Genomic DNA, 19,610 nt, shown 5'->3' with positions numbered 1-19,610 from the left:
TAAACTACAGTTTGATGCCGGTGTGTAAGGCGGCCACACCTGCCGTCAGGTTGTAATACTGTACCCGTTCCAGCCCCGCTGCCTGCATCATCGTCTTCAGCGTTTCCTGGTCGGGATGCATGCGGATCGATTCGGCCAGGTAGCGGTAGCTCTCGGCATCGCCCGCGATGCGCTGGCCCAGCCATGGCAGCACCGAGAACGAATACAGATCGTAAGGCTTTTGCAGCGGTTCCGCCACCTTGGAAAACTCCAGTACCAGCAGCTTGCCGCCCGGTTTCAGCACGCGGCGCATTTCCGACAGGGCCACGTCCTTGTGCGTCATGTTGCGCAGCCCGAAGGCGACGCTGACCCGGTCGAAATAATTGTCCGGGAACGGCAGCTTTTCCGCATCACACAACAATGTGGGGGTGACCATGCCGCGGTTCAAGAGACGATCGCGTCCCACCCGCAACATCGATTCGTTGATATCGGTCAGCCACACTTCCCCGGTCGGCCCCGCCTGCTTGGCGAAGGCCTTGGCCAGGTCGCCCGTACCGCCGGCGATATCGAGCACCTTGAAGCCGGGCCGCACGCCCGCATTGGCGATGGTGAACGTCTTCCAGATGCGATGCAGGCCGCCGGACATCAGGTCGTTCATCACGTCGTACTTGGCGGCGACGGAATGGAAGACCTTGGCGACTTCCTTTACTTTCTCGTCTTCATTGACGGTCTTGTAACCGAAATGGGTGGTGTTGGTCATGGTAAGCGGACGGGTTGATCTATCTGCATTATACAAGCGTCGCCGCAGCTGCCCCGCTGTCTTGCCGCAGCACCATTCTTCGTTGCTGTTATTGCAATTTAGAACGACTTTTCGCAGGCATGTCAACCGCGCCGATCAACGACGCGTTAAGTGATCAGTCGGCCTTGCGGCCATGTTCGGATAAACGGAGGAACACATGCAGCTTCAACATCAACTCCCACAGGATATCTTTTTCCCGGAGATCGATGAGGCGACCCGCCAGATGATCGACGCCACGGATGCGCAAGCCCGCCGCGCCCAGGCCGACAAGAAGCCGGCACCGATGCCCTTCAACGTCGAAGCGATCCGCACCCTGCCGCCGGCAGCCCGCGCCGCCTTCCGCTACATCTGGGAACGCGAGCAGCGCCGCTACGAAGAATTCATCCAGAACAACCGGATGGCTGCAAACTAATTGCCTCAAAAATGGGGACGGACCCCATTTTCTGAGCAACTATTGCTGTAAAAATGGGGTCTGTCCCCATTTTCAAAGCAACAAGTGGCCGCGCAAGGTACTGCTGTCGTAGGCCTTGCGGAACAGGCCACGCCGTTGCAATTCCGGCACGACCAGCTCCAGCAGGTCGTCCAGCCCGCGCGGCAGGGATGGCGGTATCAGGTTGAAGCCGTCCGCGGCTTCCTGCTCGTACCATTCCTGCATCCCGTCCGCCACCTGGGCCGCCGTACCGACCACCGTCAGGTGGCCCCGGCCGCCGGCGATGCGCTCACACAGTTGCCCGACCGGTTCCTGATCTTGGGTTCAAATTACGCCAGCAGCACGCAAGCTCAGTGCTGGTGCCCGCAGCCATGCGACTTCGGCGCGGCACCGGGCAGAACCGTGCCGGGTGCCCGCCCGCTGTCGCCCTCGAAGCCGGCTTCCTGCAGGCGCGCCAGATAGTTGACCCAGTGCTGTTCCTGGCGGGCGCCCAGGTCGTACAGGTAGTCCCACGTGTACAGGCCCGAATCGTGGCCGTCCGAGAAGGTGGGCTTGACGGCGTAGTTGCCGACCGGTTGCAGGTCGCGCAGCTCGACGTCGCGTTTGCCGACCTGCAGCACTTCCTGGCCGGGGCCGTGGCCCTTCACTTCGGCCGACGGCGAATACACGCGCAGCAGCTCGAGCGGAATGTGGAAGGTGACGCCGTCGTCGAAACCGATTTCGATGGTGCGCGATTTGTTGTGGACGGTGAAGCTGGTCGGATTAGGCATGGTGGTTCGTCAGGCGTTGAAGGATGGCTGCATGCAGCTGCGGCAGCAGGGCTGCCCGGCCTTCCAGCGATGCCGGCGTGGCGGTGCGCTGCACGGCGCCCCAGGTCGGGTTGGGGAAGTGGGCGTCGTCCGTGTAGCGGGGAATCACGTGCCAGTGCACGTGCGGCGTCATGTTGCCGAAGCTGGCCAGGTTGACCTTGTGCGGCGCCATGACCTCACGCTGGGCTTCTTCCACCGCCCACACGGCGCGCATCACGCGCTCGCGTTCTGCCGGCGCCAGGTCCGTCATTTCCCTGACGTGGGCCCGCCAGACGACGCGCGTGAAGCCGGGGTAGCCCGGTTCATCCACGGCGACGACGGCCAGCGCCTCGTCCTGCCAGATGACGGCGCCGGCCGGCGGCGCCGCCAGCAAGGTGCACAGATCGCAAGCGCTTGCCATGGCTTAGACCAGCACCCGCTCGATGCCGCCGTCGTTGGCGCGCTTGACGTATTCCGGCATCCAGTTCTCGCCCAGCAGGTGGCGCGCGATCTCGACGACGATGTAGTCCGCCGTCGTGCCCGAATCCTCGTTGTAGCGCGACAGGCCCTGCAGGCACGACGGGCAGCTGGTGAGGATCTTGACGTTGCCGTCGAAGCCGTCGGCGCGCAGCTTGTCCGAGCCCTTGACCATTTCCTCTTCCTTGCGGAAGCGGACCTGGGTCGAGATGTCCGGACGCGTCACCGCCAGCGTGCCGGACTCGCCGCAGCAGCGGTCGTTCTTCTCGATCTTGACCGAGTCGACCGTCTGCACCAGGGCGTTGACCGTCTTGACCGGGTCCTGCAGTTTCATCGGCGTGTGGCAGGGGTCGTGGTACATGTAGCGGGTACCGGTGACACCTTCAAGCTTGACGCCCTTCTCCAGCAGGTATTCATGGATGTCCATGATGCGGCAGCCGGGGAAGATCTTCTCGAACTCGTAGCTCGACAGCTGGTCGTAGCAGGTACCGCAGGACACCAGCACCGTCTTGATGTCCAGGTAGTTCAGGGTATTGGCCATGCGGTGGAACAGGACGCGGTTATCCGTCATCATCTTCTCCGCCTTGTCGTAGTCGCCCGAGCCCCGCTGCGGATAGCCGCAGCACAGGTAACCGGGCGGCAGGACCGTCTGCACGCCCACTTCCCACAACATGGCCTGCGTGGCCAGGCCCACCTGCGAGAACAGCCGCTCCGAACCGCAGCCGGGGAAGTAGAACACCGCCTCCGTGTTGGCGTTGGTCTTCTTCGGATCGCGGATGATCGGGATCATCTTGTTGTCCTCGATGTCGAGCAGCGCCCGCGCTGACTTCTTCGGCAGGTTCCCCGGCATCTTCTTGTTGATGAAGTGGATCACCTGTTCGCGCACGGGCGGCTTGCCCGTCGTTGGCGGCGGTGCCTTGGTCTGCTGGCGCGCCACCTTCTTGAATACCTCGTTGCCCAGGCGCTGCGCCTTGTAGCCCCAGCCGATCATGGTCTGGCGCGCCGCGTTGATGGTGCCCGGGTCGGTCGCGTTCAGGAAGAACATCGATGCCGCCTTGCCCGGATTGAAGCTGCGCTTGTCCATCTTGCGCAGCAGGTTCCGCATGTTCATCGACACGTCGCCGAAGTCGATGTTGACGGGGCATGGCGTCACGCACTTGTGGCACACGGTGCAGTGATCGGCCACGTCCTCGAACTCTTCCCAGTGGCGGATCGAGATGCCGCGGCGGGTCTGTTCTTCGTACAGGAAGGCTTCGATCAGCGAGCCGGTGGCCAGGATCTTGTCGCGCGGCGAGTACAGCATGTTCGCGCGCGGCACGTGGGTCGAGCAGACCGGCTTGCATTTACCGCAGCGCAGGCAGTCCTTGATGCTGTTGGCGATTTCACCGATATCGCTTTGCTGCATGATCAGCGATTCGTGGCCCATCAGGCCGAAGGAAGGGGTATAAGCGTTCGAGAGGTCCGCATCCATGCCGGGCAGGTTCAGCAGCTTGCCCTTGTTGAAGCGCCCTTCCGGATCGACGCGCAGCTTGTAGTCGCGGAATTCGCTGATTTCTTCCTCGGTCAGGAATTCCAGCTTCGTGATGCCGATGCCGTGCTCGCCCGAGATGACGCCATTGAGCGAACGGGCCAGCTTCATGATGCGGGCCACGGCCTGGTGCGCGTCCTGCAGCATCTCGTAATGGTCCGAGTTGACGGGCAGGTTGGTGTGCACATTGCCGTCGCCGGCGTGCATGTGCAGGGCCACGAAGACGCGGCCGCGCAGGATGGTCTTGTGGATGGCCTGGGCTTCGTCCAGCACCAGCTTGAAGGCGGCGCCGTTGAAGATCTGGCGCAGCGGCGCGCGCAGTTCCTGCTTCCAGCTGATGCGCACCGTGCGGTCCTGCACGACGTCGAACAACGTCGCTTGCGGCTGGCTCTGCAGGCGTGCTTCGAAGGCCGGCGCCAGTTCTTGCAGGCCCAGCTGGTACAGCTCCAGGCGCGCCGTGTCGAGCGGCTGGTCCAGGTTGGCCAGGATATAGGTCCAGCGGGCCTGCACCTGTTCGATCAGGGCCAGCGCCTGCTGCGGGCGTTCGCCCAGCATCTCGGCATCGCCCACGCGGTCGTCCGAGGCGTCGTCGCTCTTGCCCACCGGCAGGTTACCGGCCACGAAGAAGTCGCGCAGCGCATCGGCGAACTGCAGCTTGTTCTTCACCGACAGCTCGATATTGATGCGCTCGATGCCGTCCGTGTACTCGCCCATGCGGTTCAGGGGAATGACGACGTCTTCGTTGATCTTGAAGGCGTTGGTGTGCTTGGCGATGGCCGCCGTGCGGGCGCGGTCCAGCCAGAACTTCTTGCGCGCTTCCGCGCTGACGGCAACGAAGCCTTCGCCCACGCGGGTGTTCGCCAGGCGCACCACTTCCGAGGCGGCCATGGCGACGGCATCCTCGTCGTCGCCGACGATGTCGCCGAACAGGGCCATCTTCGGCAGCACGCCGCGCTTGGACTTGGTGGCATAGCCGACGGCGCGCAGGTAGCGCTCGTCCAGGTGTTCCAGGCCGGCCAGGCGCAGGGTGGCGAACTGCTCGCCCTTGGCGGGCAGGCCGTCCAGGTAGTCCTTGATCTCGACGATCGACGGAATGGCGTCGCGGGCCTGGCCGAAGAACTCCAGGCACACGGTGCGCGTGTGCTTCGGCATCTTGTGCAGGATCCAGCGGGCCGACGTGATCAGGCCGTCGCAGCCTTCCTTCTGGATGCCCGGCAGGCCGGCCAGGAACTTGTCCGTGACGTCCTTGCCCAGGCCTTCCTTGCGGAACTTGCGGCCGGCGATCTCCAGGATCTCCGTCTTGAACGGCGCGCCCCTGGCTTCGCCCTTCGCGTTCGGGTGGGTCCACTCCAGCTTGAAGCGGGCCAGCGGCGTGTCGTGGATCTTCGACAGGTTATGGTCCAGGCGCGTCACTTCCAGCCAGTCGCCGTTCGGATCGACCATGCGCCACGAGGCCAGGTTGTCCAGCGCCGTGCCCCACAGCACGGCCTTCTTGCCGCCCGCGTTCATGGCGATATTGCCGCCGATGCAGGAAGCGTGGGCAGACGTGGGGTCGACGGCGAACACGAAGCCGGCCTTCTCGGCCGCTTCCGATACCTTGTTCGTGATGACACCCGCTTCCGAATAGATGGTCGCGTAGTCGCGCTCCAGGCCGGGCAGCACCTTCATCTCGACCTGGCCCAGGGTCAGCAGTTTTTCCGTGTTGATGACGGCCGACATCGGGCTCAATGGAATCGCGCCGCCCGTGTAGCCGGTGCCGCCGCCGCGCGGGATGATGGTCAGTCCCAGCTCGATACAGCCTTTCACGAGGCCCGCCATTTCCTCTTCCGTGTCCGGCACCAGCACGACGAATGGGTACTCGACGCGCCAGTCGGTCGCGTCGGTCACGTGCGAGATGCGGTGCATGCCGTCGAAGCGGATATTGTGCTTGTCCGTGTAGCGGCCCAGCACCTTGGTGGCGCGCTTGCGCAGGTCGTACATCTGGCGGAATTCCTCGCCGAAGTCGGCCACGGCGCGGTTGGCGGCAGCCAGCAGCTTTTCCACCGTTTCGCGGCGCTTGGCAGCATCGCCCCCCGCTTCGTCGGCATCGACCGTCGTGCGGCGCTTGTCCACTTCCGACAGGCGGTGGTGCAGCGCATCGATCAGGGCCTGGCGGCGCTTCGGGTTGTCCAGCAGGTCGTCCTGCAGGTAGGGGTTGCGGCGCACCACCCAGATATCGCCCAGCACTTCATACAGCATGCGGGCGGAGCGGCCCGTCTGGCGCGCGCTGCGCAGCTCGTCCAGCAGCCGCCACGACTCTTCCCCCAACAGGCGAATAACGATTTCGCGGTCGGAAAACGACGTGTAGTTATAGGGGATTTCACGCACCCGGCTGGGTGCATGACCGTCGGGCGATTCGGCGAGGAGGGCCTGGATATGTGCTGGGGCGTTCATTATGCTGACAGACAGAAGACGCTAAGAGGGTTCATTCTAGCGTATTGCGGCGCACAACGCGGCAACAGCCCTAGGTTGGCGCGGGGTTCCGTTAACGTCACTTGTCCAAATATTATTTGGAGGAAATGAAAACTCGTCGATCGGCGTTACGAATTACCGCCTTTGAACAGCGAAAATTCGTGGTAATTGCGAAAAGGCAAAATTAGCTGCACTGCCAACAAGGCGCTTCGGCCTCCCTTCAGCCGCCCAGCATGTGGATCAGTCCCTGCCAGAACCCGTCCGGTACGTACAACAGCGCGGCCGTCATCGTCACGTAGCGCGCCAGCTTGCCGATGGCCATGTAGCCCACGGCCGGCCAGAACGGCAGCTTGAGCCAGCCGCCCAGGGTGCACAGGGGGTCGCCGATGCCGGGCACCCAGGACAGCAGCATGGTCTTGGCGCCATGGCGGGCCAGCCAGCCGAACCAGCGGCTCTCGCGCTCCTTTGCGAACGCCGCCTTGGCGTAATAGCCCATCCAGTAATCGGCAATGCCGCCCAGCGTGTTGCCGCAGGTGGCCACCAGGATGGCGGGCCAGAACATGGCCTCGTTGGCCTTGACGACGGCAAACACGGCCGGCTCGGAGCCCAGCGGCACCAGGGTGGCAGAGACAAAACTGATGATGAAGACGGACGTCAGCCCCACTTCCGGCGCGGCCAGCACGGCCAGCAGCCAGTCGATGACCGACTGGATCATGGCGCAAGGTGGATCGTGTTGGCGATCATGTTGGCAGGCATGGTGCGGAGACGATCATCGGGAACTTTGAAGGCAGCGTGGGGAGTCCATTATAATGAGTTGCACCCAGCACATCCCGCACGAATGAACAGTCCGCGCAGACCCGCACGGCCCTGGCTTCGTGCCCGCCCGGTTACCCGCCGTTGACATGCAGTCTCACACCGGAACGATCCGGCCAAACCGACTTCGAAGACCATGACAATCGACTACCTGAAGAAAATCCTGACCGCGCGCGTCTACGACGTCGCTTCCGAAACGCCGCTGGAATTGGCGCCGACCCTGTCGCAGCGCTACCAGAACCGAATTTATTTCAAGCGCGAGGACGTGCAGGACGTGTTCAGCTTCAAGGTACGGGGCGCCTACAACAAGATGGCCCACCTGTCGGAAGCGCAGCTGAAGCGGGGCGTCATCTGCGCCTCGGCCGGCAACCACGCGCAGGGCGTGGCCCTGTCCGCAGCCAAGCTGGGTTGCCGGGCCGTCATCGCCATGCCGACGACGACGCCGACGGTGAAGATCGACGCCGTCAAGGCGCGCGGCGGCGACAATGTCGAAATCGTGCTGCACGGCGAGTCGTACACGGATGCCTACAACCATGCCTTGATCCTGGAGCAGGAACAGAAGCTGACCTTCGTCCACCCCTTCGACGATCCGGACGTGATCGCCGGCCAGGGCACCATCGGCATGGAAATCCTGCGCCAGCATTCCGGCCCCATCCACGCCATCTTCTGCGCCATCGGCGGCGGCGGCCTGATCTCGGGCGTGGCGGCCTATGTCAAGGCGGTGCGCCCGGACATCAAGATCATCGGCGTGCAGACGCTGGACTCCGACGCCATGGCCCGCAGCCTGAAGGCGGGCGAACGGGTCACCCTGCCGGACGTGGGCTTGTTCTCGGACGGCACCGCCGTGCGCCTGGTCGGCGAGGAAAACTTCCGCCTGGCGCAGCAGTACGTGGACGACATCATCATCGTCGACACGGATGCCATCTGCGCCGCCATCAAGGACGTCTTCACCGACACGCGCTCCATCCTGGAACCGGCCGGGGCCCTGGCCATCGCCGGCGCCAAGGCCTATGTCGAGCGGGCCGAGCTGACGGCCAATCCCATCAAGAACGAAACCCTGGTGACGATCGCCTGCGGCGCCAACATGAACTTCGACCGGCTGCGCTTCGTGGCCGAGCGCGCCGAGCTGGGCGAGTTCCGCGAGGCCGTGTTCGCCGTGACGATGGCCGAGCAGCGCGGCAGCTTCAAGCGCTTCTGCTCGCTCGTCGGCCCCCGCAACGTGACGGAGTTCAACTACCGCATCAGCGACAAGGACGAAGCCCACGTCTTCGTCGGTATCCAGATCGCCGACCGCAACGAGTCGACCGCGCTGGCGCGCCGCTTCGAGGAGCACGACTTCCGCACGCTGGACCTGACCAACGACGAGCTGGCCAAGACCCACCTGCGCCACCTGGTGGGCGGGCGCAGCGCACTGGCGAAGGACGAGCTGCTGTACCGCTTCGAATTCCCGGAACGCCCGGGCGCGCTGATGCGTTTCCTGGACAGCATGGCGCCGAACTGGAACATCTCGCTGTGCCACTACCGCTCGCAAGGCGGCGACGTGGGCCGCATCCTGATCGGCCTGCAGGTCCCCCCGGAAGAGATGGACGAGTTCGCCAACTTCCTCGCCACCCTCGGCTACCGCTACTGGGACGAAACGCAAAACCCCGTCTATAAACTGTTTCTGTAAAAATGGGGACAGACCCCATTTTTCGGGCAATAGTTGCTCATAAATTGGGGTCTGTCCCCATTTTATGAGCAACAGCGGGCGGGGGCGATTTGCGCTACCATGGCGGGCTTTGATGCTGACAACCGCAGGCCCGCCATGACGAATACCGCTGATCAATCTCCCCTGGGGAAAAACTCCGCTTACCGTACGGATTACGCGCCGGAATTGCTGTTCCCTATCGCGCGCCAGGGCAAGCGCGATGAGCTGGGCCTGTCCGGCACCCTGCCCTTCTTTGGCGTGGACGTGTGGAATGCCTACGAGCTGTCGTGGCTGAACATGCGGGGCAAGCCGCAGGTGGCCGTGGCGCGCATTACCGTGCCGGCCGATTCGCCGAACATCATCGAATCGAAGTCCTTCAAGCTGTACCTGAACTCGTTCAACCAGACCCGCCTGGGCGGTCCGGACGCGCTGCGCGAACTGCTGCAGCAGGATTTGTCGGCCGCCGTCGGCGCCAACGTCCACGTCGTACTGACGATGCAGGAAGATTTCGGCACGCTGCAGATGGGCGAGCTGGACGGCCTGCTGCTGGACCGCCTCGATATCGAAGTGGACAGCTATTCTCCCCAGCCGGAACTGCTGAAAGCCAATTTCGACGAACTGCCCGTCGAGGAAACCCTCGTGTCGCACCTGCTGAAATCGAATTGCCTCGTCACGGGCCAGCCGGACTGGGGCAGCGTGCAGATCATTTATTCCGGCCCCCAGATCGACCAGGAAAGCCTGCTGAAATACCTGATCGGTTTCCGCGAGCACAACGAATTCCACGAACAGTGCGTGGAGCGCATCTTCACGGATATTCTGCGCCAGTGCCGTCCCCAGCACCTGACCGTGTATGCCCGCTATACCCGGCGTGGCGGTCTTGATATCAACCCATGGCGCACCAACTGCACCACAGCGGGCCGACCGTCCAATCTGCGCAACGCAAGGCAATAAATTGTGCCCCATCAAAACTTTTGCATGGGCAATGTGCTCAGCCTCAGGTGGATCGGGGTAGGATTGTTGTGAGCACGAAAAAATTGGTTGCAGCTGTAATTGCCGAGCAAAAACCGGCGATCGCGGCGGTTTTAACGTACAAATAGCGCATTTTGGCGATATTGCAATTTTGTTAGTTTGTTTGTTGCTTTAGCACAGCGCCGGAACCCGCCAGTACGCCAGCCGGGCCGAGCAATTTCAAGTTACACGACGGACAAAGAGGCCTATAATTCTGCTCGCCAGTCCCTTTTGTGCGCCGCACCATATCACGTCGCGTTATGAACAACCTGAGTAAAATCCTATCGCCCGAGAACGTCCAGCTGGATCTGGAAGTCTCGAGCAAGAAGCGCGCTTTCGAGCAAGCCGGCCTGATCTTCGAGAACAATTGCGGCATTGCCCGGTCTACCGTGTCGGACAACCTGTTCGCGCGCGAGCGCCTCGGTTCGACCGGCCTGGGCCATGGCGTCGCCGTGCCGCATGGGCGCATCAAGGGCTCGAAGAGCCTGAAGACGCCGCTGGCGGCCTTTGTTCGCCTGGCAGAGCCGATCCCGTTCGAATCGCCCGACGGCAAGCCCGTCAACCTGCTGTTCTTCCTGCTGATTCCGGATCACGTGACCCAGCAGCACCTGGAAATCCTGTCAGAAATCGCCGAGATGTTTTCCGACGACGGCTTCCGCACGGCGCTGGCCACGGACCCGGACGCGGCGTCGGTGTACCGCCGTATCGTCAATTGGCAACCCAGCCTGCAGGCGGCGGGTTAAACTTAGGGATCGACATTTTCCACAGGTAACATCATGTTGCAATCTCCACTGACGATCCAACGGCTGTACGACGATAATCGGGAGACTTTGCAACTTGGCTGGTTCGCCGGCTTTCCCGGCGGCGAACGGCAAATCTCGGGTGACGCCGCTTCAGCCGCGGACCAGGTGGGCCACCTGAACACGATCCACCCGGGCCGCATCCAGGTCTTCGGCCACCAGGAAATCAACTATTACCACCGCCTCAAGGCGCTGACCCGCGCCCACGTCATCGGCGAGTTGATCGCCGGCGGCCCGCCCGCGCTGATCATTGCGCAGGGCCTGGAAACGCCGCCCGACATCCTCGCCATCTGCGACGAGAAAAACATCCCGCTGTTTTCCACGCCGCTGCCGGCCGCGCAAGTGATTGACTTCCTGCGCGTCTACCTGTCGAAGAAGTTGGCACAACGCATCATCATGCATGGCGTGTTCATGGACGTGCTGGGCGTGGGCGTGCTGATCACGGGCGACTCCGGCCTCGGTAAAAGCGAGCTGGGCCTGGAACTGATCTCGCGCAGCCACGGCCTGGTGGCCGACGACGCGGTGGAGTTCTCCCGCATCGCGCCGAACATGATCGAGGGCCGCTGCCCGCCCCTGCTGCAGAACCTGCTCGAAGTGCGCGGCCTGGGCCTGCTCGACATCAAGGCCATCTTCGGCGAGACGGCCGTACGCCGCAAGATGCGCCTGAAGCTGATCGTCCACCTGGTGCGCCGCTCGGCGTTGGAAGAGGAAGTGGAACGCCTGCCGTTCCAGTTCCCCACCGAGGACGTGCTGGGATTGCCGATCCGCAAGGTCGTCATTCCCGTCGCCGCCGGCCGCAATATCGCCGTGCTGCTGGAGGCGGCCGTGAGGAATACCATCCTGCAGCTGCGGGGGATCGATACCTTGCAGGAGTTCATGGAACGCCAGCGCCAAGCAATGAGTGGCGACTAAAGTCGCCCTCATTGCGAGGCTGGTAAGGAGCGTGCGCTTGCAGGCGCACGCCGTTCCGCTGGCGCCGAGCCGTGCTCGCCGAAACCCCAGCTTCACCAGAGACAGGCGATGAGCGGCGACTCGGGTTGCTGAACGAGCTCATCGTGGCGAGATCGGTGCCTGACCCCGATGTTGACACGGGCTCTGCCGTTCGTCCGCGCGGTATTTCCTGGAAACAGGGGACTGTCCCCGGTTTTGGTGCCATCAACGGCGAATGCCTGGTGCAGGGCGGCCGCTACATCCTCTCGCTCACCTTCCCCACATACGCCAGCGCATCCTCCAGGAGTTCATAGCGATATCCACCAAACAGGTAGTAGCCGTCGGCGAAGCCGATGCCGGCCGGGGCCATCAGGGCTTGCTGGGCGGCGTCCGGTTGCAGCGGTGCTTCCCAGCGGGGCAGGAAGGCGGGGTCGGGTTTGAAGCCGGGGCGCTGCCGGTCCAGTTGGGCGTAGCGCAGGGCATCGTCGAGGCGGTCGTAGCGGTACTGGCGGTACAGGTAGCGGCGGCCGTCGAAGGCGATTTCGCAGCGCTCGGCCAGCTTGCGCGGATCGTCGGCCGGGTCCATGGCGCCGGGACTCATACGGGGTTCATATATAGCTGCGCAGGCGCAGGGCGTAGCGCCGCAACGGTTCGCAGGCCGACGCTTCGGCCCGGGCGCACCAGCTCTTCAAGGTCTCAAGCAGTTGCTCGGGGCTGGCGTGCGAACGGCGCCACAAGGTGGCCAGTTCGCTGCGCAGCTCGTGGATGTGGCGCAGCAGCTCGCTGTGCGCCAGCACCTGTTGCAAGCGATGGGCCTGCTCACCGCTGAGGTAGCCGGGATCGCGGTGCAGCAGCCGCCGCGCGCCGCGCCACAGGGCCGGATCGAAGCGGCGCAAGGTCGCCGTCTCCTGGCGCCACACGCGCTGCAGTGCCCCGCTCAGTTCGGCCATGACGCGGGCACGGTTGGCCAGCACGATGGCCAAGGTGCGCATGTCGACATCGGTCTTGCCGGCGGCCCGCTGGGGTGGCGCCGGCAACGGCCGCACCCGTGCCAGGCCCAGCGCGCGCAGCAGGCAGATATACAGCCAGCCGGCGTCGAATTCATACCACTTGACGGACATCCTGGCCGAGCTGGCGAAGGCATGGTGGTTGTTGTGCAGCTCCTCGCCGCCAATCAGCAGGCCCAGCGGCAGCAGGTTGGTGGCCGCTTCCGGGCAGTCGAAATTGCGGTAGCCCCAGTAGTGGCCGGCGCCGTTGATGACGCCGGCTGCCAGCACGGGAATCCACAGCATCTGCACGGCCCACACGGTGGCGCCGATGACGCCGAACAGCAGCAGGTCCAGCACCAGCAGCGCGCCGACGCCCTGCCATGTATAGCGGCTGTACACGTGGCGCTCCACCCAGTCGTCCGGCGTGCCGGCGCCGTAGCGCTCGATAAGTTCCCGGTCCGCCGCGGCGCTGCGGTACAGCTCGGCACCTTGCAGCAGCACCTTGCCGATGCCCAGCAGGACGGGACTGTGCGGGTCCCCCGGCCTTTCGCAATGGGCATGGTGGGCGCGGTGGATGGCCACCCATTCGCGCGTGACCATGCCCGTCGTCAGCCACAGCCAGAACCGCAGCAGGTGACTGATAACGGGATGCAATGTTACCGCACGGTGCGCTTGCGAACGGTGGAGAAAGACTGTCACGCCGATAATGGTCACATGGGTCGTGACCAGCGTGTACAGGACGATGGATGCGACCCCGGCCTCCGTGAGGCCCGTGGTAAGAAATTCCATGCTGGTACTCCGTCAATCTCATCGGACCACGGCGCGGCCCGTATGACGACGCTTCGAGTCTACGCCTGCGGCGCCGCCACGAGCAATGAATTTCGCAGCGTGCGCCATGGCCTGGCGGCAGCACGCGTTCACCGCACGTCAATGTGGCTTCCATTGCGGCATACCGTGTTACGCTGGTGTGACAAACAATACCCGCAAGTCCAGGCCGGAAGTCATCATGCAAAGGCAAGTCGAACGATCATGGTACTGAAGAAGGCGCAGCATCCGCCCCAGTGGGCCACGCATCCGGCGCGGCGCGGCCAGTTCGCGCCGCCACCGCCTCCACCAACCTTGCTGCCAGCGGCGCCCGCGCATTGAACCCGGCCGGCGACACCCCCATCGTAAGCGTCATGGCGAATTACCAGTGGTTTTTGCTGCTGGGTTTGCTGATGCTGGCACGCGGCCTGTGGGGCACGCCGATCTCCCGCCTGCCCTTCACGTCGGCCATCATCTACCTGGCCATCGGCATCGTGCTCGGTCCGGTCGGCCTGAACCTCTTCGCCTTCGATATCTTCTCCGCCGCGCCCCTGCTGGAAGTGCTGACGGAAGTGGCCGTGCTCATTTCCCTGTTTTCGGCCGGGATCAAGATGCCGGTACCGTTCAGCATGCGCCGCTGGGGGCCGCCGATCCGGCTGGCCTGGCTGGCGATGGTGCTGTCGGTCGGCCTGATTGCCCTGTTCTGCTGCATGGTGCTGGACATGCCGCTGGGCGCCGGCATCCTGATGGGGGCGCTGCTGGCGCCGACCGATCCCGTGCTGGCTTCGGATGTGCAGCTGCGCCACGCCGGCGACGACGACCCCTTGCGCTTCACCCTCGGCTGCGAGGCGGGCATGAACGACGGCAGCGCCTTCCCCTTCGTGATGCTGGGACTGGGCCTGCTGGGCCTGCACGACCTGGGCCAGTGGGGCATGCGCTGGTTTGCCGTCGAGCTGATCTGGGGCACGCTGGGAGCGATCGTCATCGGCGTGGCCTGCGGCGCCGGGCTGGCACGCCTCAATTTCAGCCTGCGCCGCAGCCGGCCCGGCCACGAGGTGCTGGACGACCTGATGGGGCTGGGCCTGATCGGCGTCGTCTACGGCCTGGGGCTGGCCGCCCACGTGTGGGCCTTCCTGGCCGTGTTCTGCGCCGGCGTTGCCCTGCGCCAGACCGAACAGATGCTGGCGCGCCGCACGGCCGCGCAAGTGGCCGCCACGACGCCGCTGACGCAGGAAGAGGCGGAACAGCAGACCCCGGAAACAGTCAGCGCCAACACCTTGCTGTTCAAGGAGCACCTTGAACGCCTGTCGGAACTGACCCTGGTGCTGCTGCTGGGCGGCGCCGTGACGACCTTGCTGTTCGACTGGCGCAGCTGGGCGGCGGCCCTGTTCCTGTTCTTCATCGCCCGCCCCGTCAGCGTGCTGGTGGCGCTCAAGGGCAGCCACACCAGCCCGCGCATGCGCGTCATCGCCGCCTGGTTCGGCGTACGCGGCATCGGTTCCCTGTACTACCTGATGTACGCGATCAACCATGGCCTGCCACCGGCGCTGGCCCAGGACCTGATCAACCTGACCCTGGCCGTGATCGTGCTGTCGATCGTCGTGCACGGCACCAGCGTCACGCCGCTGCTGGACCGCTTCTGGCGCAAGTAACACTATCCGAGGGCATACCAAAGGCAGTCCCACGCAGGACTGCCAGGGAGAGGCGAGCATGACAGGACAGACCTATCGGGGTCATCGTATCGACGTCGTCGCGATTGCCGCGCCGGACGGACACGGCTACGAACTGACCATAACCGACGAGGCAACGGGAGCCCAACGCCAGCGCCTGCTCCAGCCGGCCGGGACCTTTCGCAGCCGCGAAACGGCGCATGACCACGCCTTTGCCGCCGCGCGCGCGTGGATCGACGGCTCGCCGCTGCACTGGCCTTTCGCCCCGCCCCACACGTGATCCGCGACGGCACCGGTGCGAAGCGCGCGAGGTTTTCAGGTATCATGCGCGCATGCGTATCGTCCTCATTACCGGCATTTCCGGCTCGGGCAAATCGGTTGCCCTGAATGTTCTCGAAGACACCGGCTTCTACCCCGTGGATAACCTGCCGCCGGCGCTGCTGGCCAGCCTCGTCGCCACCTTGTGCGAGGAAGGCACGGCGGCGCTGGCCGTCTCGGTCGATGCGCGCAGCGCGGCCTCGCTGGCCACGCTGCCGGGCGATATCCGCAAGCTGAAAGAACAGGGCCATGACGTCAAGGTGATGTTCCTGACGGCGAACACCCACTCGCTGGTGGCGCGCTTTTCCGAGACGCGCCGCAGCCACCCGCTGTCGCACGAACTGCATCCGGGCCAGAATCCGGCCGCCCGGCGCACGCTGATCGAATGCATCCAGGAAGAGCGCGAGCGCCTGTCGGCCATCGAACAGCTGGGCCACGTGATCGACACGTCCGAGCTGTCGGCCAACAAGCTGCGCGGCTGGATCAAGGACCTGGTCGAAAGCGAGAACGCGCCGCTGACCCTGTTCTTCGAATCGTTCGCCTTCAAGGTGGGCGTGCCGCAGGATGCCGACTATGTGTTCGACGTGCGCGCCATCCCGAACCCGTATTACGACCTGACCCTGCGGCCCCTGAACGGCCGCGACGCACCCGTGATCGCCTTCCTCGATGCCCAGCCCAGTGCGGAAGAGATGTTCCGCGACATCCGCGCCTTCATCGAGAAATGGCTGCCGGCCTTCAAGAAGGACAACCGCAGCTACCTGACGGTGGCGATCGGCTGCACGGGCGGCCAGCACCGCTCGGTCTACATGGCCGAACGGCTGGCACAGTATTTCAACGACGCCGAGCGCGTCGTCCTGCGCCACCGCGAACAGGCCTGAGCGCCGCGGTTCATTTCAAATACGGCGCCACGTTGTCTGCGATGCGCGCCAGCTCCCCTTCCTTCAACGGCAACTGACAGAACGCGGCCCAGCCTTCGCGCGGGCGCAGGTTGGTGCCCGATGCCGCATCCGATCCATACAATATCCGCTCCACGCCTATCTGGCGGATGCGCTGCACCAGCCTGGCCGCGTCCTGCGGCTTCATGTCCGGCCGTGCCAGCGACGCCACGTCAAACAGCAGGCGGCGCGCATGCCGGTCATGCTTCGCCACCGCGTCGGCCAGTACGCCCAAGGCTTCGTCGGACGGTGCATCGTCATAGCCCGGCCCCGTGCCGGCCATGTGCGCCACCTGCACCGTGACGTCGGGCGCAGCCGGGAGTACTTCTTCCAGGAAGACGCGGGCCTGGGCCGCGCCATAGGGCCGGTGCTTCGACACGGAAGCGCGCAGGTGCACGGCGATGGCCATGCCGTGCCGGTTGGCGGCGGCGAAGACGGCCTTCAGGCGCTGCGCATGTTCCGGCAGTTCCAGCTGCACGTCCGAATTGCCGAAGTGGAGCTTCAGGCCGTGGCGCAGCTGCGGGATGGCGGCGCAGCGGGCCAGTTCTTCCAGCGCGTAGTCCTTCAGCGGATTGACGCTGCAAAAGGCACGCAGGCGCTGCGGGAACAGCGCGGCCTGGGCGCCGTTCCAGTCGTTCTCGGCGCGCACCTTGGTGTATTCGTCATCGATCTTGCGCGACGGGCTGCCATAGACATAGGCCACCGACAGCAGCACCGCCTTGCCGATGCCGGCCGCATCGAGCAGCGCGATGACATCGGCGGCGCCGATCGACGGCGGCCCGCCACCGGCACCCGTATCGAGCAGGCGCGCCATGGCGGGGCTGAACAGGTGCTGGTGGTGGTCGGCCGCCGGCGCCGGCACGCCGGCGCTCCATGCGGGCAGTGCGGGTGAGCCGGCGGCGGCGCACAGCAGTTTCAGGATGGTGCGACGCTGCATGGAAACCTCGTCAATCCAGGTGGCGCAGGGGATGCGCATGGTCCGGCCAGGCCGGTTCGAAAAAGCGCGCCACCATGGCCTCGGTGACGTCGCCCAGCGCCGGCGGATTCCAGCGCGGCGCATTGTCCTTGTCGATCACCAGCGCGCGCACGCCTTCGAGCACTTCGCCATGTTCGAAGGTGCGGCGCACCACGCTGCGCTCCATGCGCAGGCAGCCCGCCACGTCGAGGGCGGCGCCACGGCGCAGCAGTTCCAGGGTCACGCACATCATCAGCGGCGAACGCTGCGCCATCGCGGCCAGCGCGGCGCGGGCGAACGGGTCGTCGTCGCCACGCAGCGAATCCATGATGGCGGCCACCGTCGGCAGGCCGAAATGGCGGTCGACCAGCGCGCGGTTGGCCTGCAGCGCGCTGGCGCCGGCGCTGTCGCGCAAGGGCCGGGCGAACGTGGCGATGGCTTCGCGCAGGCCGCCGCCGGAGGTGGAGTCGATCAGGTCGGACAAGGCCGGCAATTCGCCGTCGGGCACGAAATGGTCGGCCAGGTTCAGGTACAGCGCATCGGCCGCGCCCACCGTCAGGCCCGTCAACCCGAGGTAGATGCCCAGGTGGCCGGGCGCGCGGGACAGGAAGTGACTGCCGCCCACATCGGGGAACAGGCCGATATTCACTTCCGGCATGGCCATCTTCGTGCGGCTCGTGACGACGCGCACGGCGCAATCGGGGCCGCCCTGGGCCACACCCATGCCGCCGCCCATGACGACGCCGTCCATCAGCGCGATATACGGTTTCGGATAGAAGTGGATCAGGTGATTGAGCGCGTATTCCTCGGTGAAGAAGTCCTCCAGCAGCGCACTGCCGCCCTGCGGCGTGGCGCGCCCGGCATCATGGAAGAAGCGGATATCGCCACCGGCGCACAAGGCCTTCTCGCTGGTGGAGCGCACCACCACGGCCGCCACGCCGGCATCGCCGCGCCACTGCAACAACGCCGCCGTCATCGCCCGGACCATGTCCAGCGACAGGGAATTCAAGGCGCGGGGCCGGTCCAGCGTGATGAAGCCGGTACCGTTTTCAACGCGGATCAGGACGTGTTCGCTCATGGCAGTCGTACAAAAAGAAGAAGCCCCATTCTAGCGCGGCCCCTGGCGAATATTGTGCTGAAAGGAGGCGGCGGAACGGGCAAGCATTGCCGATGCGGCATCCGCGCGACAGAAGAGCTCGTGTCGAGAAACGTGCCTGACCCCGATGTTGACACGAGCTCGGCAGTAGTTGCGCATCAGTTCGTGTCCATGTCGGGGCAATCGACTGCCGAAGGCAGGAGGGAAACGCAACTGCCGAAGGCAGGAGCCGGACATGACGGACGTATCGGGTGCCTCCGAATTGGTAATGTGTCGAGAAACGTGCCTGACCCCGATGTTGACACGAGCTCGGCAGTAGTTGCGCCTCAGTTCGTGTCCATGTCGGGGTCTGAAGGGAGGCAGCGGCTTGCATGTCGCTGGCCGCTGCGTCGGCGAGGAGCTGCGCTCCCCGAAACCCCTCCTTCGCCCCCAAGGTGGACACAAGCCCAACCGTAGAGGGGAAATCGACTGCCGAAGGCAGGAGGGAAACGCAACTGCCGAAGGCAGGAGCCGGACACGACGCACGTATCGGGTGCCTCGGAAATCGTAATGAGCGTCGTCAGGTCGCGTTGAGGAACGGAGCTGTACTTTACGTACAGCGAGTACCGGAGACGCGCACCTGGCGAGGCGCAATAGATTTACGAGCGCCCCATCCACAAGCGAGGGGCAACAGCTTTACGAGCGCCCCATCCACAATGCAAAAAAGGGCGCTTATCGCGCCCTTTTAGCCGGTACTACACTGCCGCCTTATGCGGCCGGAATTTCACTTTCCGTCAGGTGCTTGATGGACTCATGGTTGTGAGTCTGCACCTTGTCCTTGTATTTCATGACCGAGCGGTCCAGTTTATCGATCAGGGTGTCGATGGCCGCGTACAGGTCTTGTGCCACGCTCTCCACAAAAATGGTCTTGCCGGACATGCGCAGATTGATCTCTGCCTTTTGACGTTTCTCTTTCTCGGTGAGGTTATCTACAGTCAGGATCACGGCAACATCGATCACTTGATCGAAATGACGTTTTACTCGCTCCAGCTTCGTCTGCACGTATTCGCGGATGGCTGGGGTAACGTCGATATGGTGTCCACTGATGGTGAGATTCATACACACTCCTAAAGATGATGTCGCTCTAAGGTTCGTGCGTTGGACCGCCGAGAAA

18 protein-coding genes and 1 pseudogene are annotated in these 19,610 nt (G+C 64.3%); 8 read left to right on the top strand and 11 right to left on the bottom strand.

Translation table 11 applies throughout. The features are described 5' to 3' along the window. Positions 1 to 4: 4 nt before the first annotated feature. The gene (ubiE, locus tag GM672_RS02965; RefSeq protein ID WP_155469027.1) at positions 5 to 739 is read right to left on the bottom strand and encodes a bifunctional demethylmenaquinone methyltransferase/2-methoxy-6-polyprenyl-1,4-benzoquinol methylase UbiE; all 735 of its coding nucleotides are present in this window, start codon (positions 737 to 739) and stop codon (positions 5 to 7) included. Positions 740 to 935: 196 nt separating this feature from the next. Between ubiE and GM672_RS02960 the strand changes: the two genes are divergently transcribed. Next, on the top strand, positions 936 to 1,190 hold the full coding sequence (locus tag GM672_RS02960; protein ID WP_155469026.1) for a hypothetical protein: 255 nt from the start codon (positions 936 to 938) through the stop codon (positions 1,188 to 1,190). 72 nt (positions 1,191 to 1,262) lie between these two features. Here GM672_RS02960 and GM672_RS02955 read toward each other — a convergent pair whose 3' ends face one another. The 5 genes from GM672_RS02955 to GM672_RS02935 all read right to left on the bottom strand — a co-directional run bounded on the left by GM672_RS02955 (position 1,263) and on the right by GM672_RS02935 (position 7,167). Next, complete coding sequence (locus tag GM672_RS02955; RefSeq protein WP_155469025.1) at positions 1,263 to 1,466, bottom strand: hypothetical protein; 204 nt, start codon at positions 1,464 to 1,466, stop codon at positions 1,263 to 1,265. 92 nt (positions 1,467 to 1,558) lie between these two features. Continuing rightward, positions 1,559 to 1,978 carry a gamma-butyrobetaine hydroxylase family protein gene (locus GM672_RS02950; RefSeq protein WP_155469024.1) on the bottom strand — a complete coding sequence of 140 codons (420 nt, stop codon included), beginning with the start codon at positions 1,976 to 1,978 and terminating at the stop codon, positions 1,559 to 1,561. After that, positions 1,971 to 2,417 (bottom strand): HIT family protein, encoded by a 447-nt coding sequence (locus GM672_RS02945; protein ID WP_155469023.1) that lies wholly within the window; start codon positions 2,415 to 2,417, stop codon positions 1,971 to 1,973. Before GM672_RS02945 ends, GM672_RS02950 begins: the two co-directional genes overlap by 8 nt. A gap of 3 nt (positions 2,418 to 2,420) precedes the next feature. Beyond that, the gene (locus GM672_RS02940) at positions 2,421 to 6,434 is read right to left on the bottom strand and encodes a DUF3683 domain-containing protein (RefSeq protein WP_155469022.1); all 4,014 of its coding nucleotides are present in this window, start codon (positions 6,432 to 6,434) and stop codon (positions 2,421 to 2,423) included. 238 nt (positions 6,435 to 6,672) lie between these two features. Further along, complete coding sequence (locus tag GM672_RS02935) at positions 6,673 to 7,167, bottom strand: YqaA family protein (protein WP_155469021.1); 495 nt, start codon at positions 7,165 to 7,167, stop codon at positions 6,673 to 6,675. A 228-nt stretch (positions 7,168 to 7,395) separates the two neighbouring features. Here GM672_RS02935 and ilvA point away from each other — a divergent pair. The 4 genes and pseudogenes from ilvA to hprK all read left to right on the top strand — a co-directional run. Beyond that, a pseudogene (gene ilvA / locus GM672_RS02930) lies at positions 7,396 to 8,934 on the top strand (threonine ammonia-lyase, biosynthetic); the annotation flags it as partial. A gap of 135 nt (positions 8,935 to 9,069) precedes the next feature. After that, positions 9,070 to 9,903 carry an NADPH-dependent 7-cyano-7-deazaguanine reductase QueF gene (gene queF, locus GM672_RS02925; protein ID WP_155469019.1) on the top strand — a complete coding sequence of 278 codons (834 nt, stop codon included), beginning with the start codon at positions 9,070 to 9,072 and terminating at the stop codon, positions 9,901 to 9,903. A 317-nt stretch (positions 9,904 to 10,220) separates the two neighbouring features. After that, positions 10,221 to 10,703 (top strand): PTS sugar transporter subunit IIA, encoded by a 483-nt coding sequence (locus tag GM672_RS02920; protein WP_155469018.1) that lies wholly within the window; start codon positions 10,221 to 10,223, stop codon positions 10,701 to 10,703. Positions 10,704 to 10,736: 33 nt separating this feature from the next. Further along, positions 10,737 to 11,672, top strand: coding sequence for an HPr(Ser) kinase/phosphatase (gene hprK / locus GM672_RS02915; protein ID WP_107144010.1), 936 nt, complete (start codon positions 10,737 to 10,739; stop codon positions 11,670 to 11,672). Positions 11,673 to 11,946: 274 nt separating this feature from the next. Here hprK and GM672_RS02910 read toward each other — a convergent pair whose 3' ends face one another. Further along, complete coding sequence (locus GM672_RS02910) at positions 11,947 to 12,291, bottom strand: hypothetical protein (protein ID WP_155469017.1); 345 nt, start codon at positions 12,289 to 12,291, stop codon at positions 11,947 to 11,949. Positions 12,292 to 12,298: 7 nt separating this feature from the next. Next, positions 12,299 to 13,468 carry a DesA family fatty acid desaturase gene (locus GM672_RS02905; protein WP_155469016.1) on the bottom strand — a complete coding sequence of 390 codons (1,170 nt, stop codon included), beginning with the start codon at positions 13,466 to 13,468 and terminating at the stop codon, positions 12,299 to 12,301. Between the two features lie 272 nt (positions 13,469 to 13,740). Between GM672_RS02905 and GM672_RS02900 the strand changes: the two genes are divergently transcribed. Genes GM672_RS02900 through rapZ form a run of 3 tightly spaced genes read left to right on the top strand, consistent with a single transcriptional unit; the run spans position 13,741 to position 16,349 of the window. Further along, complete coding sequence (locus GM672_RS02900; protein ID WP_229427722.1) at positions 13,741 to 15,135, top strand: cation:proton antiporter; 1,395 nt, start codon at positions 13,741 to 13,743, stop codon at positions 15,133 to 15,135. 58 nt (positions 15,136 to 15,193) lie between these two features. Further along, on the top strand, positions 15,194 to 15,433 hold the full coding sequence (locus GM672_RS02895) for a hypothetical protein (protein ID WP_155469015.1): 240 nt from the start codon (positions 15,194 to 15,196) through the stop codon (positions 15,431 to 15,433). Positions 15,434 to 15,485: 52 nt separating this feature from the next. Then, a complete protein-coding gene (rapZ, locus tag GM672_RS02890) occupies positions 15,486 to 16,349 on the top strand; it encodes an RNase adapter RapZ (RefSeq protein ID WP_155469014.1) in 864 nt (287 codons plus the stop codon). Between the two features lie 10 nt (positions 16,350 to 16,359). On the opposite strand, the gene GM672_RS02885 is transcribed toward rapZ, so the two are convergent. The 3 genes from GM672_RS02885 to hpf all read right to left on the bottom strand — a co-directional run bounded on the left by GM672_RS02885 (position 16,360) and on the right by hpf (position 19,555). Then, positions 16,360 to 17,343 (bottom strand): amidohydrolase family protein, encoded by a 984-nt coding sequence (locus GM672_RS02885; protein WP_155469013.1) that lies wholly within the window; start codon positions 17,341 to 17,343, stop codon positions 16,360 to 16,362. Between the two features lie 10 nt (positions 17,344 to 17,353). Then, entirely contained in the window at positions 17,354 to 18,439 is a 1,086-nt protein-coding gene (locus GM672_RS02880; protein WP_155469012.1) for an enoyl-CoA hydratase/isomerase family protein, read from the bottom strand. A 765-nt stretch (positions 18,440 to 19,204) separates the two neighbouring features. After that, positions 19,205 to 19,555 (bottom strand): ribosome hibernation-promoting factor, HPF/YfiA family, encoded by a 351-nt coding sequence (hpf, locus tag GM672_RS02875; RefSeq protein WP_155469011.1) that lies wholly within the window; start codon positions 19,553 to 19,555, stop codon positions 19,205 to 19,207. Between the last annotated feature and the right edge of the window lie 55 nt (positions 19,556 to 19,610).

This window comes from Pseudoduganella buxea (assembly GCF_009720835.1).
GTDB classification, from domain to species: Bacteria; Pseudomonadota; Gammaproteobacteria; order Burkholderiales; family Burkholderiaceae_D; genus Rugamonas; species Rugamonas buxea.
Note: the sequence above shows the minus strand (reverse complement) of the source record. Positions and strands in the feature narration are given on the sequence as shown.